The sequence below is a fragment of the Kitasatospora sp. NPDC059817 genome, assembly GCF_042731835.1.
GTDB lineage: Bacteria > Actinomycetota > Actinomycetes > Streptomycetales > Streptomycetaceae > Kitasatospora.
On the sequence record NZ_JBHWIR010000035.1, the window covers coordinates 36,252 to 50,271 of the forward strand.

Here is a 14,020-nt window from a genome sequence, read left to right on the forward strand (position 1 = left end):
GGGGGCCCCCCCCCCCCCCCCCCCCCCGGCCCCGCGCGGGGCGCCCCGGCGGGGGGACGCCGGCCCCGCGGCCCCCCCGGACCGCCGCGACGGGGGAGGCGCGGCGTTCCGGGCGAGGTCTGCGGGGGGGAGCTAGCCGGCGTCCGGGGCGAGTCGGCCGTCGAGGGGCTCGGGGTGGGGCTCGGGGGCGGGCCAGCCGATCCGGGTGGCGCAGAGCGAGACGACCGCGGCGGAGACGGCGACGGCGGCCATGCCCCACACCAGGCTGGTGGCGTCGGCGATGAAGCCGATCACGGCGGGCCCGGCGAGCAGCCCGGTGGTGCCCATCGCGGCGACCAGGGAGAGCGCGTCCGAGCCCTGGCGGGCCGCGGCGACGTAGACGCACGGGGTGACCGCCGCGACGCCGAGGCCGACGCAGGCGAAGCCGATCAGGGTCGGCACGACGCCGCCGACGAGCAGGGCGAGGGCCAGTCCGGCGCCGGCCAGCAGGCTGCCGGTCCGCACGATCCGGCCGTCGCCGAAGCGGGTGCGCCAGCCGTCCGCGAAGATCCGGGCGAGCACCATCATCACCGAGACGACGGCGATGCCCAGCGGGGCGAGCCCGGCACCGGCGTTCACGACGTCCTTGAGGTAGAGCGCGGACCAGTCGTTCATGGCGCCCTCGGTGACGGTGCCGAACACCATCGCCAGGCCCATCCAGAGGGTCGCCGCGGCCGGGAGGGCGAAGCGGCGGCGGTCCTTCTTCGCGGCCGACGCCTGCTCCTGGTCCGGTTGCTCCTGGTCCGGCCCGTCCTGCGCCGCGGCCGGCGCGTCGTCCGTGAGCAGACCGGGCCGGGCGACCACGACCAGCACCGCGAGCAGCGCGGCGGCGAGCCCGAAGTGCACGGCGAGCGTGCCGGTGAAGGCGGTGACGCCGGAGGCGAGCAGCGCGGCGAGCAGCGAGCCGGCGCTGAAGGTGGCGTGCAGGCGGGACATGGTGGTCCGCGCGTAGCGGGCTTCCAGCGCCGCGCCCTGGGCGTTCATCGCGACGTTCAGGCAGCCCACGGCGACGCCGTCGCAGAACAGCACCAGCAGGGTGAGCGGGTAGTCGGGCACCACGGACAGGGCGACCAGGACGACGCCGAGGGCGAGCGCGGAGAGCACGGACAGCAGGCGGGAGCCGAACCGCCGCATCAGCACCGCGACCAGCGGGAAGGACACCGCCGCGCCGACCCCGCAGGTCATCAGCAGCAGGCCGATCTGGGCCTCGCCGAGGTCGAGCCGGGCCTTCAGCGCGGGGATCCGGGAGACCCAGGTCGCGTACTGGAATCCGAGCAGGAAGAACAGTGCGGCGATGGCCAGTTGGGACCGGCGGAAGTCGTCGCGAACGGGGGACATGTGCATCAGCCCACTTCGGCTCTGGGTGGGAACCCGAGGGACGGGTCGGTGGAGGGGGACAACGACTGCACGACGGCAGCGACGGCGGTCGGGGCCGGGACGGCGACGGCGATGGTGGCCGGGGCGGCGGCCGGGCTCAGCGGCATCGCCATGTAGAGCGCCTCGGGGCCGTAGCTCCCGGGCAGTCCGATCTCGGGGCGGGCGCGGTAGCCCAGCGGGGCCCACACCACCTGCGAGCCGCGGACGGCGACCAGGGACATGGTGCGGTAGCCGCGGGCCCGGGCGGTCTCCTCCAGGCCGCGCAGCATCCGGTGGGCCAGGCCGCGGCCGCGCAGGTCCTCGGCGACGACCAGGTCGTGGAGGTGCATGTTGGTCGCGCGGACGCCGCCGGCCTCGGCCCGGCTGAGGTCGGGGCACTGGAACAGCGGGTAGGGCAGGGCCAGCAGGTAGCCGCCGAGGCCGCCGGCGTGCTCCAGGACGAAGCAGGTGTCGGGCGAGGCGCGGTGGCGGGAGCGCAGCGCCTCGCGGCCTTCGGACAGGCCGCTGGCGGCGTAGGCGCGTTCCTCCAGTGCGACGACGCCGTCCCAGTCCTCCTCCTGGAGCAGCCGGATGCTCAGGTCGGTCATCTGCCGCTGTCTCCGTCCGGGCCGCCGGCTCCGCCGATGCAGGTGTAGGGCAGCGGCTCGAAGCCGTTGAACCCCTGGGTGGTGTAGGCGGTGGCGTAGGCGCCGCAGGAGTGGATCCAGACCGGTTCGCCGGAGGCGATCGCGCGCGGGACGCGGACCAGGCCGTCCTCCTGGGCGTACGCGTCGTCGCTGTCGCAGGTCGGGCCGGCGACGACGGCGTTGACGAACTGGCCGCCGGGGTGGGTGGGGAATTCGAGCCGGTACTGGAGCTCGTCCATCTCGTACAGGCCGTTGAACTTGCCGCAGCTCAGGAAGAGCCAGTCCTCGCGGGTGCCGTCGAGCTGGTGCCGGGAGGAGAGCCGGGCGACGTGGGCGCGGATCGCGCCGTGGTCGGCGACGAGGTGCCGGCCGGGCTCCAGCAGGAACTCCAGCGGCGCGGCGTTGACGGTGCGCAGCCGGTCCATGCCCTCGCGGATGACCGCGAACATCTTGTCCAGCGGCGGGTCGAGCGGGCGGCCGTGCCGGTCCAGGACGCCGAGGGCGGGCAGACCGCCGCCAAGGTTGATCCGCTGCGGGGTGATGCCGCGCCAGTTGAGCGCCTCCAGGACGGCGGCGAGCGAGTCCACGGCGGCGCCCCAGGCTTCGGCGGTCATCTGCTGGGAGCCGACGTGCACGGAGAGTCCGGACGGGGTGAGGCCGGCCGAGCGGGCGGCGTCCAGGACGCGCAGGGCGTCCTCGGGCGAGCAGCCGAACTTGCGGCTCAGGCCCCACAGGGCGCCGTCGCCCGAGGTGGCGACCCGGCAGAACACCCGGGAGCCGGGGGCGTGTTCGGCGATGGCGGCGACGTCCTCCAGGCTGTCGGTGGCGAAGTCGCGCACGCCCAGCCGGTAGGCCTCGGCGATGTTGCGGTCGGACTTGATGGTGTTGCCGTAGTGGATGCGGTCGGGGCTCACCCCGGTGCGCAGGGCCTGGGCGATCTCCTGGGGGCTGGCCGCGTCGAAGCCGGAGCCGAGGGCGGCGAGGCGGCTGAGCACCTCGTCCACCGGGCAGGCCTTCATGGCGAACCGGACGGTGACGTCGGGCAGTTCGCCGATCAGGTCGGTGTACTGGCGCTCGATACCGTCGAGGTCGTAGATGATCCGGTCGTCGGTGGCGGCGGCGAGGGCGGCGCGGAGCGCCGTCCGGTCGTGCGCGGCCGGGTCGGGCGCGACGCCGGTGTGGGCGGTGGTGTGGTGCGCCGGGGCGCGGTGGGCGATGGTCTGACGTATCACGAATGGCTCCCGGTGCGGCTACCGCGGCAGCCGGTCGGCGGGCGTGGCCTTGCTCGCCCGCATGAGCGGACCCCACGCGTCGATCAGCAGCGCGAAGTCCTCGATGTCCGCCTGCGCTTCGTCGAGCAGACGCGCCCGCTGGGGCGCCAGGTGGTCGGCGAACTCGGCGTACTTCCCGCCGAGTCGCCGGTAGCAGTGGTCCAGCGCGTCGAGCCGTCGGTGGTTCTCCGCGCGGTCCGTCGCGGCGCTGCGGCGGGCGGAGTCGGCGATGACGTCGGCGCGGATGTGGTGCGCCTCGTCGAGGAGGGCCCCGCGGGCCGCCTCCATCTCGGAGTAGACCGGGTAGAGGTAGAGCATGGAGAGCAGGAACTTGGCGTAGCGCAGCTGGTAGGCGGTGAAGCCCGTGCCGGTGCGCCGTTCCGGGGTGTAGTAGTTGACGATGTGCCGGTTGTGGACGACGCCGGGCAGGGTGGCGTCGCGGACGAGGTGCAGCAGGAAGTAGTCGCTGCCGATGGTGGCGGTGGCGGGCGGCAGCGGGACGCGGTCGTAGACCTCGTGGTCGAGGGCGACGTTGCACATGTCGATCCGCCAGATGTCGGGCAGGTCGAGCACGGCGCGGTCGCGGCGGAACGGGTCGGTGCCGCCGCCGGTGAAGGAGTCGGCGACGAGTTCGCGGCGTTCCTGCTCGCTCGCGCCGGTGGGCGCCCAGAGCGCGACGACCTGGTGGTAGGCGTCCGGGTCGAGTTCGCGGATCTCGCCGATGTCGACGGAGAGTTCACCGATGAAGGAGCCGCCGACCAGGGCGACGGGCTTGTCGGCGTGCACCGGGTCGAGGGTGACCTCGGTGACGGCGGCGGCCGCGTCGGCCGCCTTGAGGCCGAGCGTGGCGAGCTCGCGCTCGATCGGGAACACCGGTTCGCCGTCGAGCAGTTGGTACGCGCTGTCGGAGTCGCGGCGGTGCACGGAGGCGCAGCCGAGCGCGCCGGCGAGCAGGAACGCCCGGTTGGTGCAGGCGCCGTAGGAGACGGCGTCGGGGAGCATCAGGTCGAGCAGTTTGTCGCCGAGCGGCCCGTCGGGGCCGGCGGCGCCGGAGCGCTCGATCACGTCGCGCAGGAAGGCGCGTTGGGCGGCCTCGTCGAGGTGGTGGACGACCACCTCCCCGGCCTCGAAAGCGGCACCAGAGCCGGCACCGGGCGCAGCACCGGACCCGGCGGCGGGCAGCGCGGCGACGGCCTCGGCGTGCCGCCGGTAGGTGGCCGGATCGGCGGAGTCCAGGATCAGCAGGTGCACCCGGACGCCGAACCGCCGTGCGGCGTAAGCGGCTTCGGCGCCGATCGCCGCGATGGTGGCCGCGCACTCGCGGTTGGTGGGCAGGGTCAGGCAGACGGCGCGCATGCCGGCTCCCCCGTGGACTCGGCGGGCTGCGGGGCGGGCCGGTCGTCCGCGGACTCCGGGCCGCGCCAGGAGCGCAGGCCGAGCAACCGCTCGCCGAGTTCGGTGAGTTCGGCGGGCCCGTAGCGCAGCGACTCGTGGCGGGTCGCGTCGCCGACCAGGGTGCGGTTCCAGTCCGGGGTGGCGAGGGTGCGCCAGGACTCCACCCGGGAGCGGCGCAGCTGCGCGGCCTCCTCCAGCGCGGGCATCATCGACAGGTACTGCACGGCGCGGACGCCGTTCTCGGAGGTGTTGCGGGCGACGCCGTGGGCGAGCAGGCCGTTCCAGATCAGCAGGTCGCCGGCCTTCAACTCGGGCCGCACCACCGGGAACTCGGTGCGGTCGACGTCCGGGCGGATCGGGTCGCGGTCGGCGGCCTGGGCGGCCTGCCACTCGTTGAAGCGGCGGAACAGCTCCGGGTTGCACTGGAAGCCGCCGTGGTCGGGCCGGGTGTCGTCGAGCGCGATGATGCCCTGGACGCGCTGGGGCAGCATGCCCTGGGTGGTGTCGACGTCCCAGTGCAGTTCGATGTCGAAGCCCCGGTCGGTGGGCTCGATCAGCGCGCGGTCGCGGTTGCGGATGTTCGGCGGGTTGAGGTTGAGCCGGTCGAGGGTGACCCAGAGCTCCTCGCAGTCCCAGACGTCGACGAAGGCGTCGTAGACCCGCCGGGCCTGTCTGCTGTCCCAGATCAGCTGGTGGTGGTAGGCCTCGACGAAGCCGTAGATGTGCAGTTCCCGGTCGAGTTCGTCGCGGTGGTCGCGTTCGCGGTACCAGTCCTCGGGGCGGTCGGGCGAGAGGCCCTGGAAGTCCCAGGCGAAGTCGAGCAGGCGCCGTGCGGCCTCGGCCGGGATGGCCTCCTTGACCACGATGTAGCCGTAGGTCTGCCAGAACGCGAAGTCCTCCTCGGAGAGCACCCGCAGCGGACGCTCCTTGCGGACTTCGCGCAGCGCCGTGCGCGCGAGGTAGCTCTCCCCGTCCTCGCTGAAGTAGGGGCGCGCCGAGGCGGCTCGGTGCAGATATCCGTCAGGGCTCGGCATGGGCAGTCACTCCATGGTTCGTAGTCGACGCAGCGCTTCCTGGACGCACAGTGCGGGCACGGCGAGCCGACGGCCCGTCACCGGCCGTGCGTGGAATTCAGTCCGCGGACCGCATGCCGTCCGCATGCGCTCCACCTCGCCCGGGCCCCGGCCGTGCAAGGTTTCGCCACGTCAGGGGGCCAACTCGCCGGTCCGGCAAGGCCCCTCACCCTGCCTCAGCCCTGGCCGAACCGCGCCCCTCATACGTTGGACTAGACCAACTAATGGTGTCAACCCTCGACGGCTGGTTACCAATAGGGAAATCCCGCAGTTCAGATGGCCCCTTGGGGTTCGCTTTATGTTTCGGAGAGTGACATAAGCCGGAGTATGTTTCGGGAATTGACATACCCGGACGTGAACCAAAACGAGTTCCCCAGCGTTGCGCCCTGACCTTCGCGCCGTACGTTGGGCCTATGGCACACCGCCCCGCCGCCACCCGGCTCACCCCGCCCGGCTGGCTGACCGCGAGCCTGCGCCCCAAGGCCGCGCCGGTCCCCTGGGCCGCCGCCGCCCGGGCCTCGGTGGCGCTGGCCGCGCCGCTCGCGGTCGGCACGGCCACCGGCCGGCCCGGGTACGGCGCGCTGGTGTCGATGGGCGCGCTGTCCGGGGTCATCGGGGACACCGCGGACGCCTACCGGATGCGGGTGTTCAACATCGCCGTGCCGCAGCTGTTCGGCGCCCTCGGGGTCCTGCTCGGCACCCTGGTGTACGGTGCGGGCTGGACGGCCGTCGCCGTGCTGACCGCCGTCGCCCTGGTCTCCGGCATGATCTCCTCGATCGGCGCGGTCGCCTCGGTGTCCGGACTGCTCCTGCTGCTCAACGCGGTGGTCGGCGCCGGACTGCCGCTGCCCTCCCCCTGGTGGGCGCCGCCCGGACTGCTGCTGCTCGGCGGCCTGTTGGTGCTCGGCCTCACCCTGCTCGCCTGGCCGCTGCGCGGCGGCGCGCCGGAGCGCTCCGCCGTGGCCGGCACCTACCGGTCGGTCGCCGCCTTCCTGGAGGCCGCCGGCACCCCCGGAGCCGACGACGCCCGGCAGGCGCTCACCCAGTCGCTGAACCAGTCCTACGACCTGCTGCTCGCCCGCCGGGCCCGCCGGCACGGCCGCTCCCCCACCCTGGTCCGGCTGCTCGCCCAGCTCAACGCCGCCATCCCGGTGGTGGAGGCCGCCTCGGCGGCGCAGCTGCGCCCGCGCGAGTACGGTCCGCTGCCGCCCGCCTACCCGGCGGCGGTGCGCGAGCTGGCCGCGGCCGTCGAGCGGGGCCGCTCCGGATCGACCCCGCCGCCCGGACTGCCCGATCCGGCCGGGCCGTCCACCCGCGCCCTGGTCGCCGCGATCGGCCACGCCCGGGCCGTCGCGCACGAGCCCGCACCCGACCCGTACGCCGACGGCGACCCGCTCGGCCGGCCCGCCGCGCTGCGGGTCCGCACCCGCCGGGCCGCCCACGCGCTGCTGCTGTCCGGCGCGTCCTGGCGGTACGGGCTGCGGCTGGCCCTGTGCATCGGCCTCGCCCAGATCCTGGTGTCGGTGATCGCGGTGCCCCGCTCGTACTGGGTGTCACTGACCGTCACCTTCGTGCTGAAGCCCGACTTCGGCTCGGTGTTCTCCCGGGCGGTGCTGCGCGCGCTCGGCACCGCCGCCGGGCTGCTGATCGCCATCCCGGTGCTGGCCGAGGTGCCGCACGGCTGGTGGGACGTGCCGGTGATGGCGGCGCTGGCGGCCCTGATCCCGGTGCTGTCGGCGAAGGGGTACGCGTTCCAGACCGCGGCGATCACCCCGGTGATCCTGCTGCTCTCCGACCTGCTCAACCACCGGGGCTTCCACCTGGTGCTGCCCCGGCTGTACGACTCGCTGATCGGCTGCGGCATCGCGCTGCTGACCGGCTACCTGCTGTGGCCGGAGTCCTGGCACACCCGGATCGGGGAGCGGCTGGCCGACGCCGTCGCGGACTCCGCCGCGTACGTCTCGCTGGCCTTCACCACCGGGCCCGGGGCCGACCAGCCGGCCCGCGCCCGGTACCGGCGGCGGCTCTACCGGGACCTGTCCGCCGTGCGCAGCGAGTTCCAGCGGGCGCTCACCGAACCGCCGCCGGTCGGGGCCCGGGCCGAGGCCTGGTGGCCGCTGGTGATCGCGGTCGAGCGGATCGTGGACACCACGACCGCCACCCGGGTCCGGGTCGAGCACGGCGCTCCGGCGCCGTCCCCGGCCGAGGTCGGCGCCGTCGTCCGGGAGCTGTCCGACCTGGCCGGGGCGCTGCGCAGCGGCGGGCCGCTGCCCGAGGCCGGGCCGGACGACCTCCGGCCCGACTGTGCGCTGGGCCGGCTGCACCGCGAGGTGCAGGCGGCGCGGGCGGTGGTGCCCGCCTGAGGGCCGGGCCGGCCGGTCCTGGAGCGGCCGCCCGGGCGTCCGTCCCGCCGAAGCCCGGGCCAGTCCCGCCGCAGGCCCGGTCAGTCCTGGATCCGCCGCCAGGGCCGGTCCGCCTCCAGTTCGAAGGCCAGCTCCAGCAGCAGCCGCTCCTGCCCGTGCGCGGCAGAGAGGTGCACGCCGATCGGCAGGCCGCTCGGCGCGGCGCCGGTGGGCAGGGCGATGCCGGGGCCGCCGGTCACGTTGTTGACCGGGGTGAAGGCCACGTAGCGCTGGAGGCGCTCGATCAGCTCGTCGAAGGCCACGTTCGGGCTGAGGTGGCCGATCGGCGGGGCGGCGTGCGCGAGGACCGGCGAGAGGATCACGTCGTGGGTGCGGAAGAGGCCCGCGTACGCGGCTTCGGCGCCGCGCAGCCGGCGCAGCACGGCCGGGGTGTGCAGGAACTCCCGCTGGTAGAGCCGGCGCAGCCCGGTGGTCAGGCCGTCGAGCCGGTTGATCCGGAAGCTGCGGTCCAGCATCAGCCGGCCGCTGACCGCGATGGCGAAGGCGATGTAGCCCCAGTAGAGGACGAAGTCGCGGGAGAACTCCTCGCCGAACGGCAGGGTGGTCTCCTCCACGTGGTGGCCCAGTGCGGCCAGCCGGGCGGCGGTCTGCTCGACGGCGGCGCGGGTGGGTTCGTCTGTGGTGGCGAGCGGCGAGTCCACGACCAGTCCGATCCGCAGCCGGCGCCGCCCCGGGCCTTCGACCAGGCCGAGCGGGGGCAGCGCGGGGTTGCGGTGGTGGCGCTCGGCGGCGGCGTAGAAGGCGGCGGTGTCGCGGACGGAGCGGGTGAGCACGCCGTCGGTGACGAGGTCGATCGGCAGTTTGCCGCCCTGGGCGTTGGTGACCAGGCGGCCCCGGGTGGGCTTGAGTCCGACCAGTCCGCAGCAGGCGGCCGGGATGCGGATCGATCCGCCGCCGTCGTTGGCGTGCGCGATCGGCACCACTCCGGCGGCGACCAGCGCGGCCGAGCCGCCGGAGGAGGCGCCGGCCGAGTGCGAGGGCTTCCACGGGTTGCGCACCGGCTGGGCGGTGGCGAACTCGGTGGAGGCGTTGAGGCCGAACTCGGGCAGCCGGGTCTTGCCGAGGACGGCCAGGCCGGTGGCGAGGAACTGGTCGGTGAAGCGGGAGTTGCGCCGGGCCGGGCGGGCCTGGAAGGCCTCGCTGCCCATGCCGGTCGGCAGGCCGCGCAGGTCGACGTTGTCCTTGAGGAAGGTGGGGACGCCGTACAGCGGGCCGTCGGTGCCGTCCGGGCCGAGCCGGGGCCGGTCGTAGGACGGGTGGGCGACGGGGGTGAGCGTCCGGTCGACCTGGGCGGCGCGGGCGGCGGCGGCCGCGGCCAGTTCGGCGGGGGCCACCTCGCCGGCGCGGACGAGGGCGGCCAGGGCCACGGCGTCGTGCGCGCCGAGGGCGTCGTCGGTGAACCCGTGGGCCCGCTCGTCGGTCATCCGAACTCCCCAATCCCTACTGACCGGTAGTCGCGCAAGAGTTCGCAGTGTAGGCGCGGGGCGGCGCCCGGGGATACCCCACCCCCGGCGCCCGCCGTCGGCCCCCGACGGCGCACGGGCGTTCGGCATGCGCCCCCGCGTTCACCCCACCCGCCGGTCGGAGATCGTTTCGCCGACGGCCCCGGGGAAAGGCCGGATCACGAACCGATCCGGTCCACCCCCCACCCCAAGGTGACGCCCGTGCCCACCCAGTACACCTCGGCCACCGCCCCCGGCGCCCTCCCCCTGCTCGGCCACGTCCCCGCGTTCGTCCGCCGGCCGCTGGAGTTCGTCGCCGGCCTGCCCGCCCACGGCGACCTCGTCCGGCTGCGGCTCGGCCCGCTGGACGCGTACGTCGCCTGCCACCCCGAGCTGGTCCGCCAACTGCTCACCGAGGACCGCACCTACGACAAGGGCGGGCTCGTCCTCGACAAGGCCCGCGAGGTCTTCGGCGACGGCCTGGCCACCTGCCCGGCCGCCGCGCACCGGCGCCAACGCCGCATGCTGCAACCCGCGTTCCACCGCGACCGGCTGCCCGGCTACGCCGCGATGATGGCCGAGGAGATCGCCGGCACCACCGCCTCCTGGAGCGACGGCGACGTGGTCGACGTCCCCGCCGCGATGTACCGCCTCACCACCGCGGTGACCGCCCGCTGCCTGTTCGCCGCCCACGAGCGGGCCGGCTCGCTGCCCGTCCACGACAGCATGGACGTCATCACCCGCGGCGTCGGCCGGCGCGTCATGATGCCGCTGCCCGGCACCGACCGCATCCCCACCCCGGGCAACCGCCGCTTCCGCCGCGCCCAACAGGACCTGAAGGAGGTCACCCGGCGGCTGCTCGCCGACTACCGCGCCGCCGGCACCGATCACAACGACCTGCTGTCCACGCTGCTCAGCGCCCGCGACGAGGACGGGCGGGGGCTCACCGACGCCGAGATCCACGACCAGGTGGTCACCTTCCTGCTCGCCGGCATGGAGACCACCGCCGCCACCCTCTCCTGGGCCTGGACCCTGCTCGCCGCCCACCCGGCCATCCGCGACCGCCTGCACGCCGAGCTGGACACCGTGCTCGACGGCCGCCCCGCCCGCCACGAGGACCTGCCCGCCCTGCCGCTCACCGCCAGGGTGGTCACCGAGACGCTGCGGCTCTACCCGCCGGTGTGGATCCTCAGCCGCGTCGCCGCCGCCGACGCCGAACTCGGCGGCCACCGCGTCCCGGCCGGCGCGACCATCCTGTTCAGCCCGTACCTGCTGCACCGCCGCGCCGACGTCTTCGCCTGCCCCGCCCGCTTCGACCCCGACCGCTGGCTCACCATCACCCGCCCCTCCCCCGGCACCTACGCCCCCTTCGGCCTCGGCGCCCGCCGCTGCATCGGCGACGTGTTCGGCACCACCGAGGCCGCCCTCGCCATCGCCACCATCGCGGCCCGCTGGACCGTCACCCCCACCCCCGGCCGCCCGGTCCGCCCCGCCCGCAGCTCCTCGCTGTCCCCCCGCCCCTTCACGGCCACCCTCGCCCGCCGGGCGTGGTGACCGGGGCTCCCGCCCCGCACCGGCGGCGGGCGGGAGCCCCTCCTGACGATGCGTCACATGGTGCGCGGCGGGCGGGGGATGCCCTGCCAGCGGTAGAGCATCGACTCCCACGTGTAGGTGTAGGTGAAGGTGACGTCGAAGCTGGTGGTCCGCTCCAGGTGCGGCTGGCCGGGGGTCTCCGGGTCGAGCCAGGTGGTCGCGCCGTAGACGGACGCCCGCGGGTACACGCAGATCGTCCAACGGAACCAGCCCGAGGAGAGCTGGACGTCCTGGGACGGCACGTTGCCGCCCGGCGTGCTGAAGCTCCAGGCGTACGTGCCGGCGTCCAGGAACAGCCGCCGCTCGACGCACTGCTGCGCCGGCGTCACAGGGGCCGGCAGCGGCACCAACTGCCCGTAGCCCTGGAGGAATTCGCGTTCGGTCGCGGCGGATGCCGTCCCGGCCGTCGGCCCGGCCACCAGGGCGAGCAGGACGGCCGTCAGGGCCGGGATCCAGGAGAGTCTGCGCAGCATTCGATCCTCCGGCCGGACGGAGGCCCGGCGAGTGTGGACGGAAGTGGTCTACGCCAATCCTGCCGGGCCGGGTGCGGCCGTTCCCATCCCAGACCTCTGGGGTGGCCGCCGGGTCAGTCCTCGCTTCGCCGGTCGGCCGCCAGGGTGGTGAGCAGTCGCTCGATGGCCTCCAGCCGGCGGTGCAGGTCCTCGACGTCGCCGCGGGTGGCGCTCTGCTCGGCGGGCTTGAGGGTGATCACCAGCTGGCCGTCGGGCTCCAGCCGCCCGACCGCGACGTCGCGGATCGTGTCGCCGTTCTGGACGCGGACGGCGTGCTCGATCTCGGACGCGCGCAGCGCCAGCCCGCGCAGCGCGCCCGGGACGAGCTTGCCGTCGCGCACCACGGTGGTCGGGGTGCCCTCCAACAGCCGGGCGGCACGCGGGTCGTGGGCCAGCCAGCGGGTGACGGCGGCGTTCACCGCGATCAGGGTGACCGCACCGATGGCGCCGCCGAGCAGGCTGTTGTCATTGCCGATGATCGCGTTCTGCACCACGTTGGACAGCAGGAAGATGACCACCATGTCGAAGGTGTTCAGGCCCGCCAGCCCGCGCTTCCCCGCGATCCGGAACAGGATCAGGATCAGCGCGTAGACCGCGATCGTGCGGAGGATCTTCTCCACGATCGGAATCTGGACGATCACCAGGTCGTGCCACATGGCCCCGCTCCTTCAACCCCTCGGCCGGACGGGGCGGGCAGCGCCCGGGCCCGACGGTACGCGCCCCGCCGGGCCCCGGCCAGCACCCGGACGAACCCGGGTCCCCGGCCGGACAGGACCTACGAGCGGCGCTTCGGCTTGCCGCGCTTGGCCGCGGCCGCACCCCGGCCGCCCGCCGCGGGCTTCGGCCGGCCCTTCTGCTGGCCGCCCTTCTGCTGACCGGACTTCTGCTGACCGGACTTCTGCTGGCCGGACTTCTGCTGGCCGCCCTTCTGCGGCTGGGACTTGCGCGGCGCCGCGGCCTTCTGGGGCTCGGCCGCCGGCTGGGCGCCGCGCCCGCGCGAGCTGTTGACCGTGCGGCCCCGGACGATGCCGATGAACTCCTCGACCAGCTCCGTCGTGCGGTCCTCCGGCCAGGCGAGCGCCACCTGGGACTGCGGCGCCTCGGCGACCGGCCGGAAGGTGAGGTCCTTGCGGTGGTGCAGCCGGGCCAGCGACTGCGGCACCAGCAGCACGCCGACGTTGGCCGCGACCAGCTCGATGGCGTCGGCGGTGCTGGCCGGGCGCTCGATCGCCGGGCGGCCGGGCAGCTCGCCCGGCCAGCCGAGGGTGTCGTCGAGCGGGTGGAACACCACCTCCTCGGCGAGGTCGCCGAGCGCGACCTCCTCGGCGGCCGCGAGCCAGTGGTCCTTGGGGAAGACCACGACGGTGGTCTCGGCGTAGAGCGGGATCGCGCTGAGCACGTCCCGGTCGACGGGCAGCCGGACGAGCCCGGCGTCCGCGGTGCCCTCGCGCAGCGTCCCCTCGCCGTCCCCGGCCGGGACGGCGAGGAGGTCGAGCCGCACGTCCGGGAGCCGCTCGGACCACACCCGGACCCATTTGCCGGGGGTCACGCCCGGGACGTACGCGAGCCGGAAGGACGGGTTCACCTGCATGTCTGTCACAGGGCAAGGCTACCGACCGTGACCGGGAGCGCCCGCGCACTCCCTTACCCTTGTCACCATGACATCGCTCAAGCAGAAGACCAGCCAGACCATGAAGCCGGCCACCGCCGCCAAGAAGCTGGGGATCTACCTCGACGCGGCGCCGACCGGCTTCCAGGAGGGTGTGGTCTCCCGCGAGGAGCTCAGCGCGCTTCAGGCCGACCCGCCGCAGTGGCTCCAGGAGCTGCGCCAGAACGGCCCGCACCCTCGCCCGGTGGTCGCCGCCAAGCTCGGCGTCTCCATCGCCGGCCTGGCCCGCGGCGGCGTGACCGAGGCGCTCACCACCGAGCAGATCGAGGCCGTCAAGGCCGAGAACCCGCTCTGGCTGCAGCACGAGCGCGCCAACCAGGTGGACGTCCGCAAGGAGGCCGTCCGGATCAAGGAGAAGCAGGAGAAGGACGCCGCGGCGCTTGCCGCCAAGGCTGCCAAGGCCGCCAAGGCCGGCTGACCCGCGCGCTCCGGCCGCCGGCCGGGCCCGATTGTCAGACCCCTGCGCAAGGCTGGTGGCGGGGCGCCGGGCGCGGCGCGGGGCGCCGAGGCGGGGCGGGCAGGGGCGATGGGGGCGTGGCGGGGGGGAGGCGCGCGGGCGCCCCCCGGCCGCGCCGGGGCGGGGGCGGGGGGGCGGCCCGG

Annotated in this window: 12 protein-coding genes; 3 read left to right on the forward strand and 9 right to left on the reverse strand. The window is 74.7% G+C overall.

What is annotated here, in order from left to right:
• Positions 1-132: 132 nt before the first annotated feature.
• The 5 genes from ACFV61_RS10650 to ACFV61_RS10670 all read right to left on the reverse strand — a co-directional run bounded on the left by ACFV61_RS10650 (position 133) and on the right by ACFV61_RS10670 (position 5,742).
• Complete coding sequence (locus tag ACFV61_RS10650) at positions 133-1,383, reverse strand: MFS transporter (protein ID WP_380428606.1); 1,251 nt, start codon at positions 1,381-1,383, stop codon at positions 133-135.
• A complete protein-coding gene (locus ACFV61_RS10655) occupies positions 1,383-2,003 on the reverse strand; it encodes a GNAT family N-acetyltransferase (protein ID WP_380491124.1) in 621 nt (206 codons plus the stop codon). The genes ACFV61_RS10650 and ACFV61_RS10655 overlap by 1 nt, the downstream gene beginning before the upstream one ends.
• Positions 2,000-3,142, reverse strand: coding sequence for a type III PLP-dependent enzyme (locus ACFV61_RS10660; RefSeq protein WP_244293730.1), 1,143 nt, complete (start codon positions 3,140-3,142; stop codon positions 2,000-2,002). Before ACFV61_RS10660 ends, ACFV61_RS10655 begins: the two co-directional genes overlap by 4 nt.
• Before the next feature lie 150 nt (positions 3,143-3,292).
• Entirely contained in the window at positions 3,293-4,669 is a 1,377-nt protein-coding gene (locus ACFV61_RS10665; protein WP_380491127.1) for a DUF6271 family protein, read from the reverse strand.
• A complete protein-coding gene (locus ACFV61_RS10670) occupies positions 4,651-5,742 on the reverse strand; it encodes a phytanoyl-CoA dioxygenase family protein (RefSeq protein ID WP_380491129.1) in 1,092 nt (363 codons plus the stop codon). The genes ACFV61_RS10665 and ACFV61_RS10670 overlap by 19 nt, the downstream gene beginning before the upstream one ends.
• A 452-nt stretch (positions 5,743-6,194) precedes the next feature.
• On the opposite strand from ACFV61_RS10670, the gene ACFV61_RS10675 reads away from it, so the two are divergent.
• Entirely contained in the window at positions 6,195-8,144 is a 1,950-nt protein-coding gene (locus ACFV61_RS10675) for an FUSC family protein (RefSeq protein ID WP_063350396.1), read from the forward strand.
• An 80-nt stretch (positions 8,145-8,224) separates the two neighbouring features.
• On the opposite strand, the gene ACFV61_RS10680 is transcribed toward ACFV61_RS10675, so the two are convergent.
• On the reverse strand, positions 8,225-9,628 hold the full coding sequence (locus ACFV61_RS10680; protein ID WP_380491132.1) for an amidase: 1,404 nt from the start codon (positions 9,626-9,628) through the stop codon (positions 8,225-8,227).
• Between the two features lie 240 nt (positions 9,629-9,868).
• Here ACFV61_RS10680 and ACFV61_RS10685 point away from each other — a divergent pair, with 240 nt between their 5' ends.
• Entirely contained in the window at positions 9,869-11,200 is a 1,332-nt protein-coding gene (locus tag ACFV61_RS10685; RefSeq protein WP_380428597.1) for a cytochrome P450, read from the forward strand.
• Between the two features lie 53 nt (positions 11,201-11,253).
• On the opposite strand, the gene ACFV61_RS10690 is transcribed toward ACFV61_RS10685, so the two are convergent.
• The 3 genes from ACFV61_RS10690 to ACFV61_RS10700 form a co-directional block, all read right to left on the reverse strand.
• On the reverse strand, positions 11,254-11,712 hold the full coding sequence (locus ACFV61_RS10690) for a hypothetical protein (protein ID WP_380428595.1): 459 nt from the start codon (positions 11,710-11,712) through the stop codon (positions 11,254-11,256).
• 113 nt (positions 11,713-11,825) lie between these two features.
• Positions 11,826-12,407, reverse strand: a complete 582-nt coding sequence (locus ACFV61_RS10695; protein ID WP_380491134.1) for a DUF421 domain-containing protein — start codon at positions 12,405-12,407, stop codon at positions 11,826-11,828.
• Between the two features lie 119 nt (positions 12,408-12,526).
• Positions 12,527-13,342: a LysR family substrate-binding domain-containing protein gene (locus ACFV61_RS10700; RefSeq protein ID WP_380491137.1), complete on the reverse strand. Its 816-nt coding sequence runs from the start codon at positions 13,340-13,342 to the stop codon at positions 12,527-12,529.
• 67 nt (positions 13,343-13,409) lie between these two features.
• Here ACFV61_RS10700 and ACFV61_RS10705 point away from each other — a divergent pair, with 67 nt between their 5' ends.
• A complete protein-coding gene (locus ACFV61_RS10705) occupies positions 13,410-13,838 on the forward strand; it encodes a DUF5997 family protein (RefSeq protein WP_363377117.1) in 429 nt (142 codons plus the stop codon).
• The last annotated feature ends 182 nt before the right edge of the window (positions 13,839-14,020 follow it).

Coding starts and splice junctions, on each gene's coding strand:
- ACFV61_RS10650 (WP_380428606.1), bottom strand. CDS start 1,383: ATGCACATGTCCCCCGTTCGCGACGACTTCCGCCGGTCCCAACTGGCC.
- ACFV61_RS10655 (WP_380491124.1), bottom strand. CDS start 2,003: ATGACCGACCTGAGCATCCGGCTGCTCCAGGAGGAGGACTGGGACGGC.
- ACFV61_RS10665 (WP_380491127.1), bottom strand. CDS start 4,669: ATGCGCGCCGTCTGCCTGACCCTGCCCACCAACCGCGAGTGCGCGGCC.
- ACFV61_RS10670 (WP_380491129.1), bottom strand. CDS start 5,742: ATGCCGAGCCCTGACGGATATCTGCACCGAGCCGCCTCGGCGCGCCCC.
- ACFV61_RS10675 (WP_063350396.1), top strand. CDS start 6,195: ATGGCACACCGCCCCGCCGCCACCCGGCTCACCCCGCCCGGCTGGCTG.
- ACFV61_RS10680 (WP_380491132.1), bottom strand. CDS start 9,628: ATGACCGACGAGCGGGCCCACGGGTTCACCGACGACGCCCTCGGCGCG.
- ACFV61_RS10690 (WP_380428595.1), bottom strand. CDS start 11,712: ATGCTGCGCAGACTCTCCTGGATCCCGGCCCTGACGGCCGTCCTGCTC.
- ACFV61_RS10695 (WP_380491134.1), bottom strand. CDS start 12,407: ATGTGGCACGACCTGGTGATCGTCCAGATTCCGATCGTGGAGAAGATC.
- ACFV61_RS10700 (WP_380491137.1), bottom strand. CDS start 13,342: ATGCAGGTGAACCCGTCCTTCCGGCTCGCGTACGTCCCGGGCGTGACC.
- ACFV61_RS10705 (WP_363377117.1), top strand. CDS start 13,410: ATGACATCGCTCAAGCAGAAGACCAGCCAGACCATGAAGCCGGCCACC.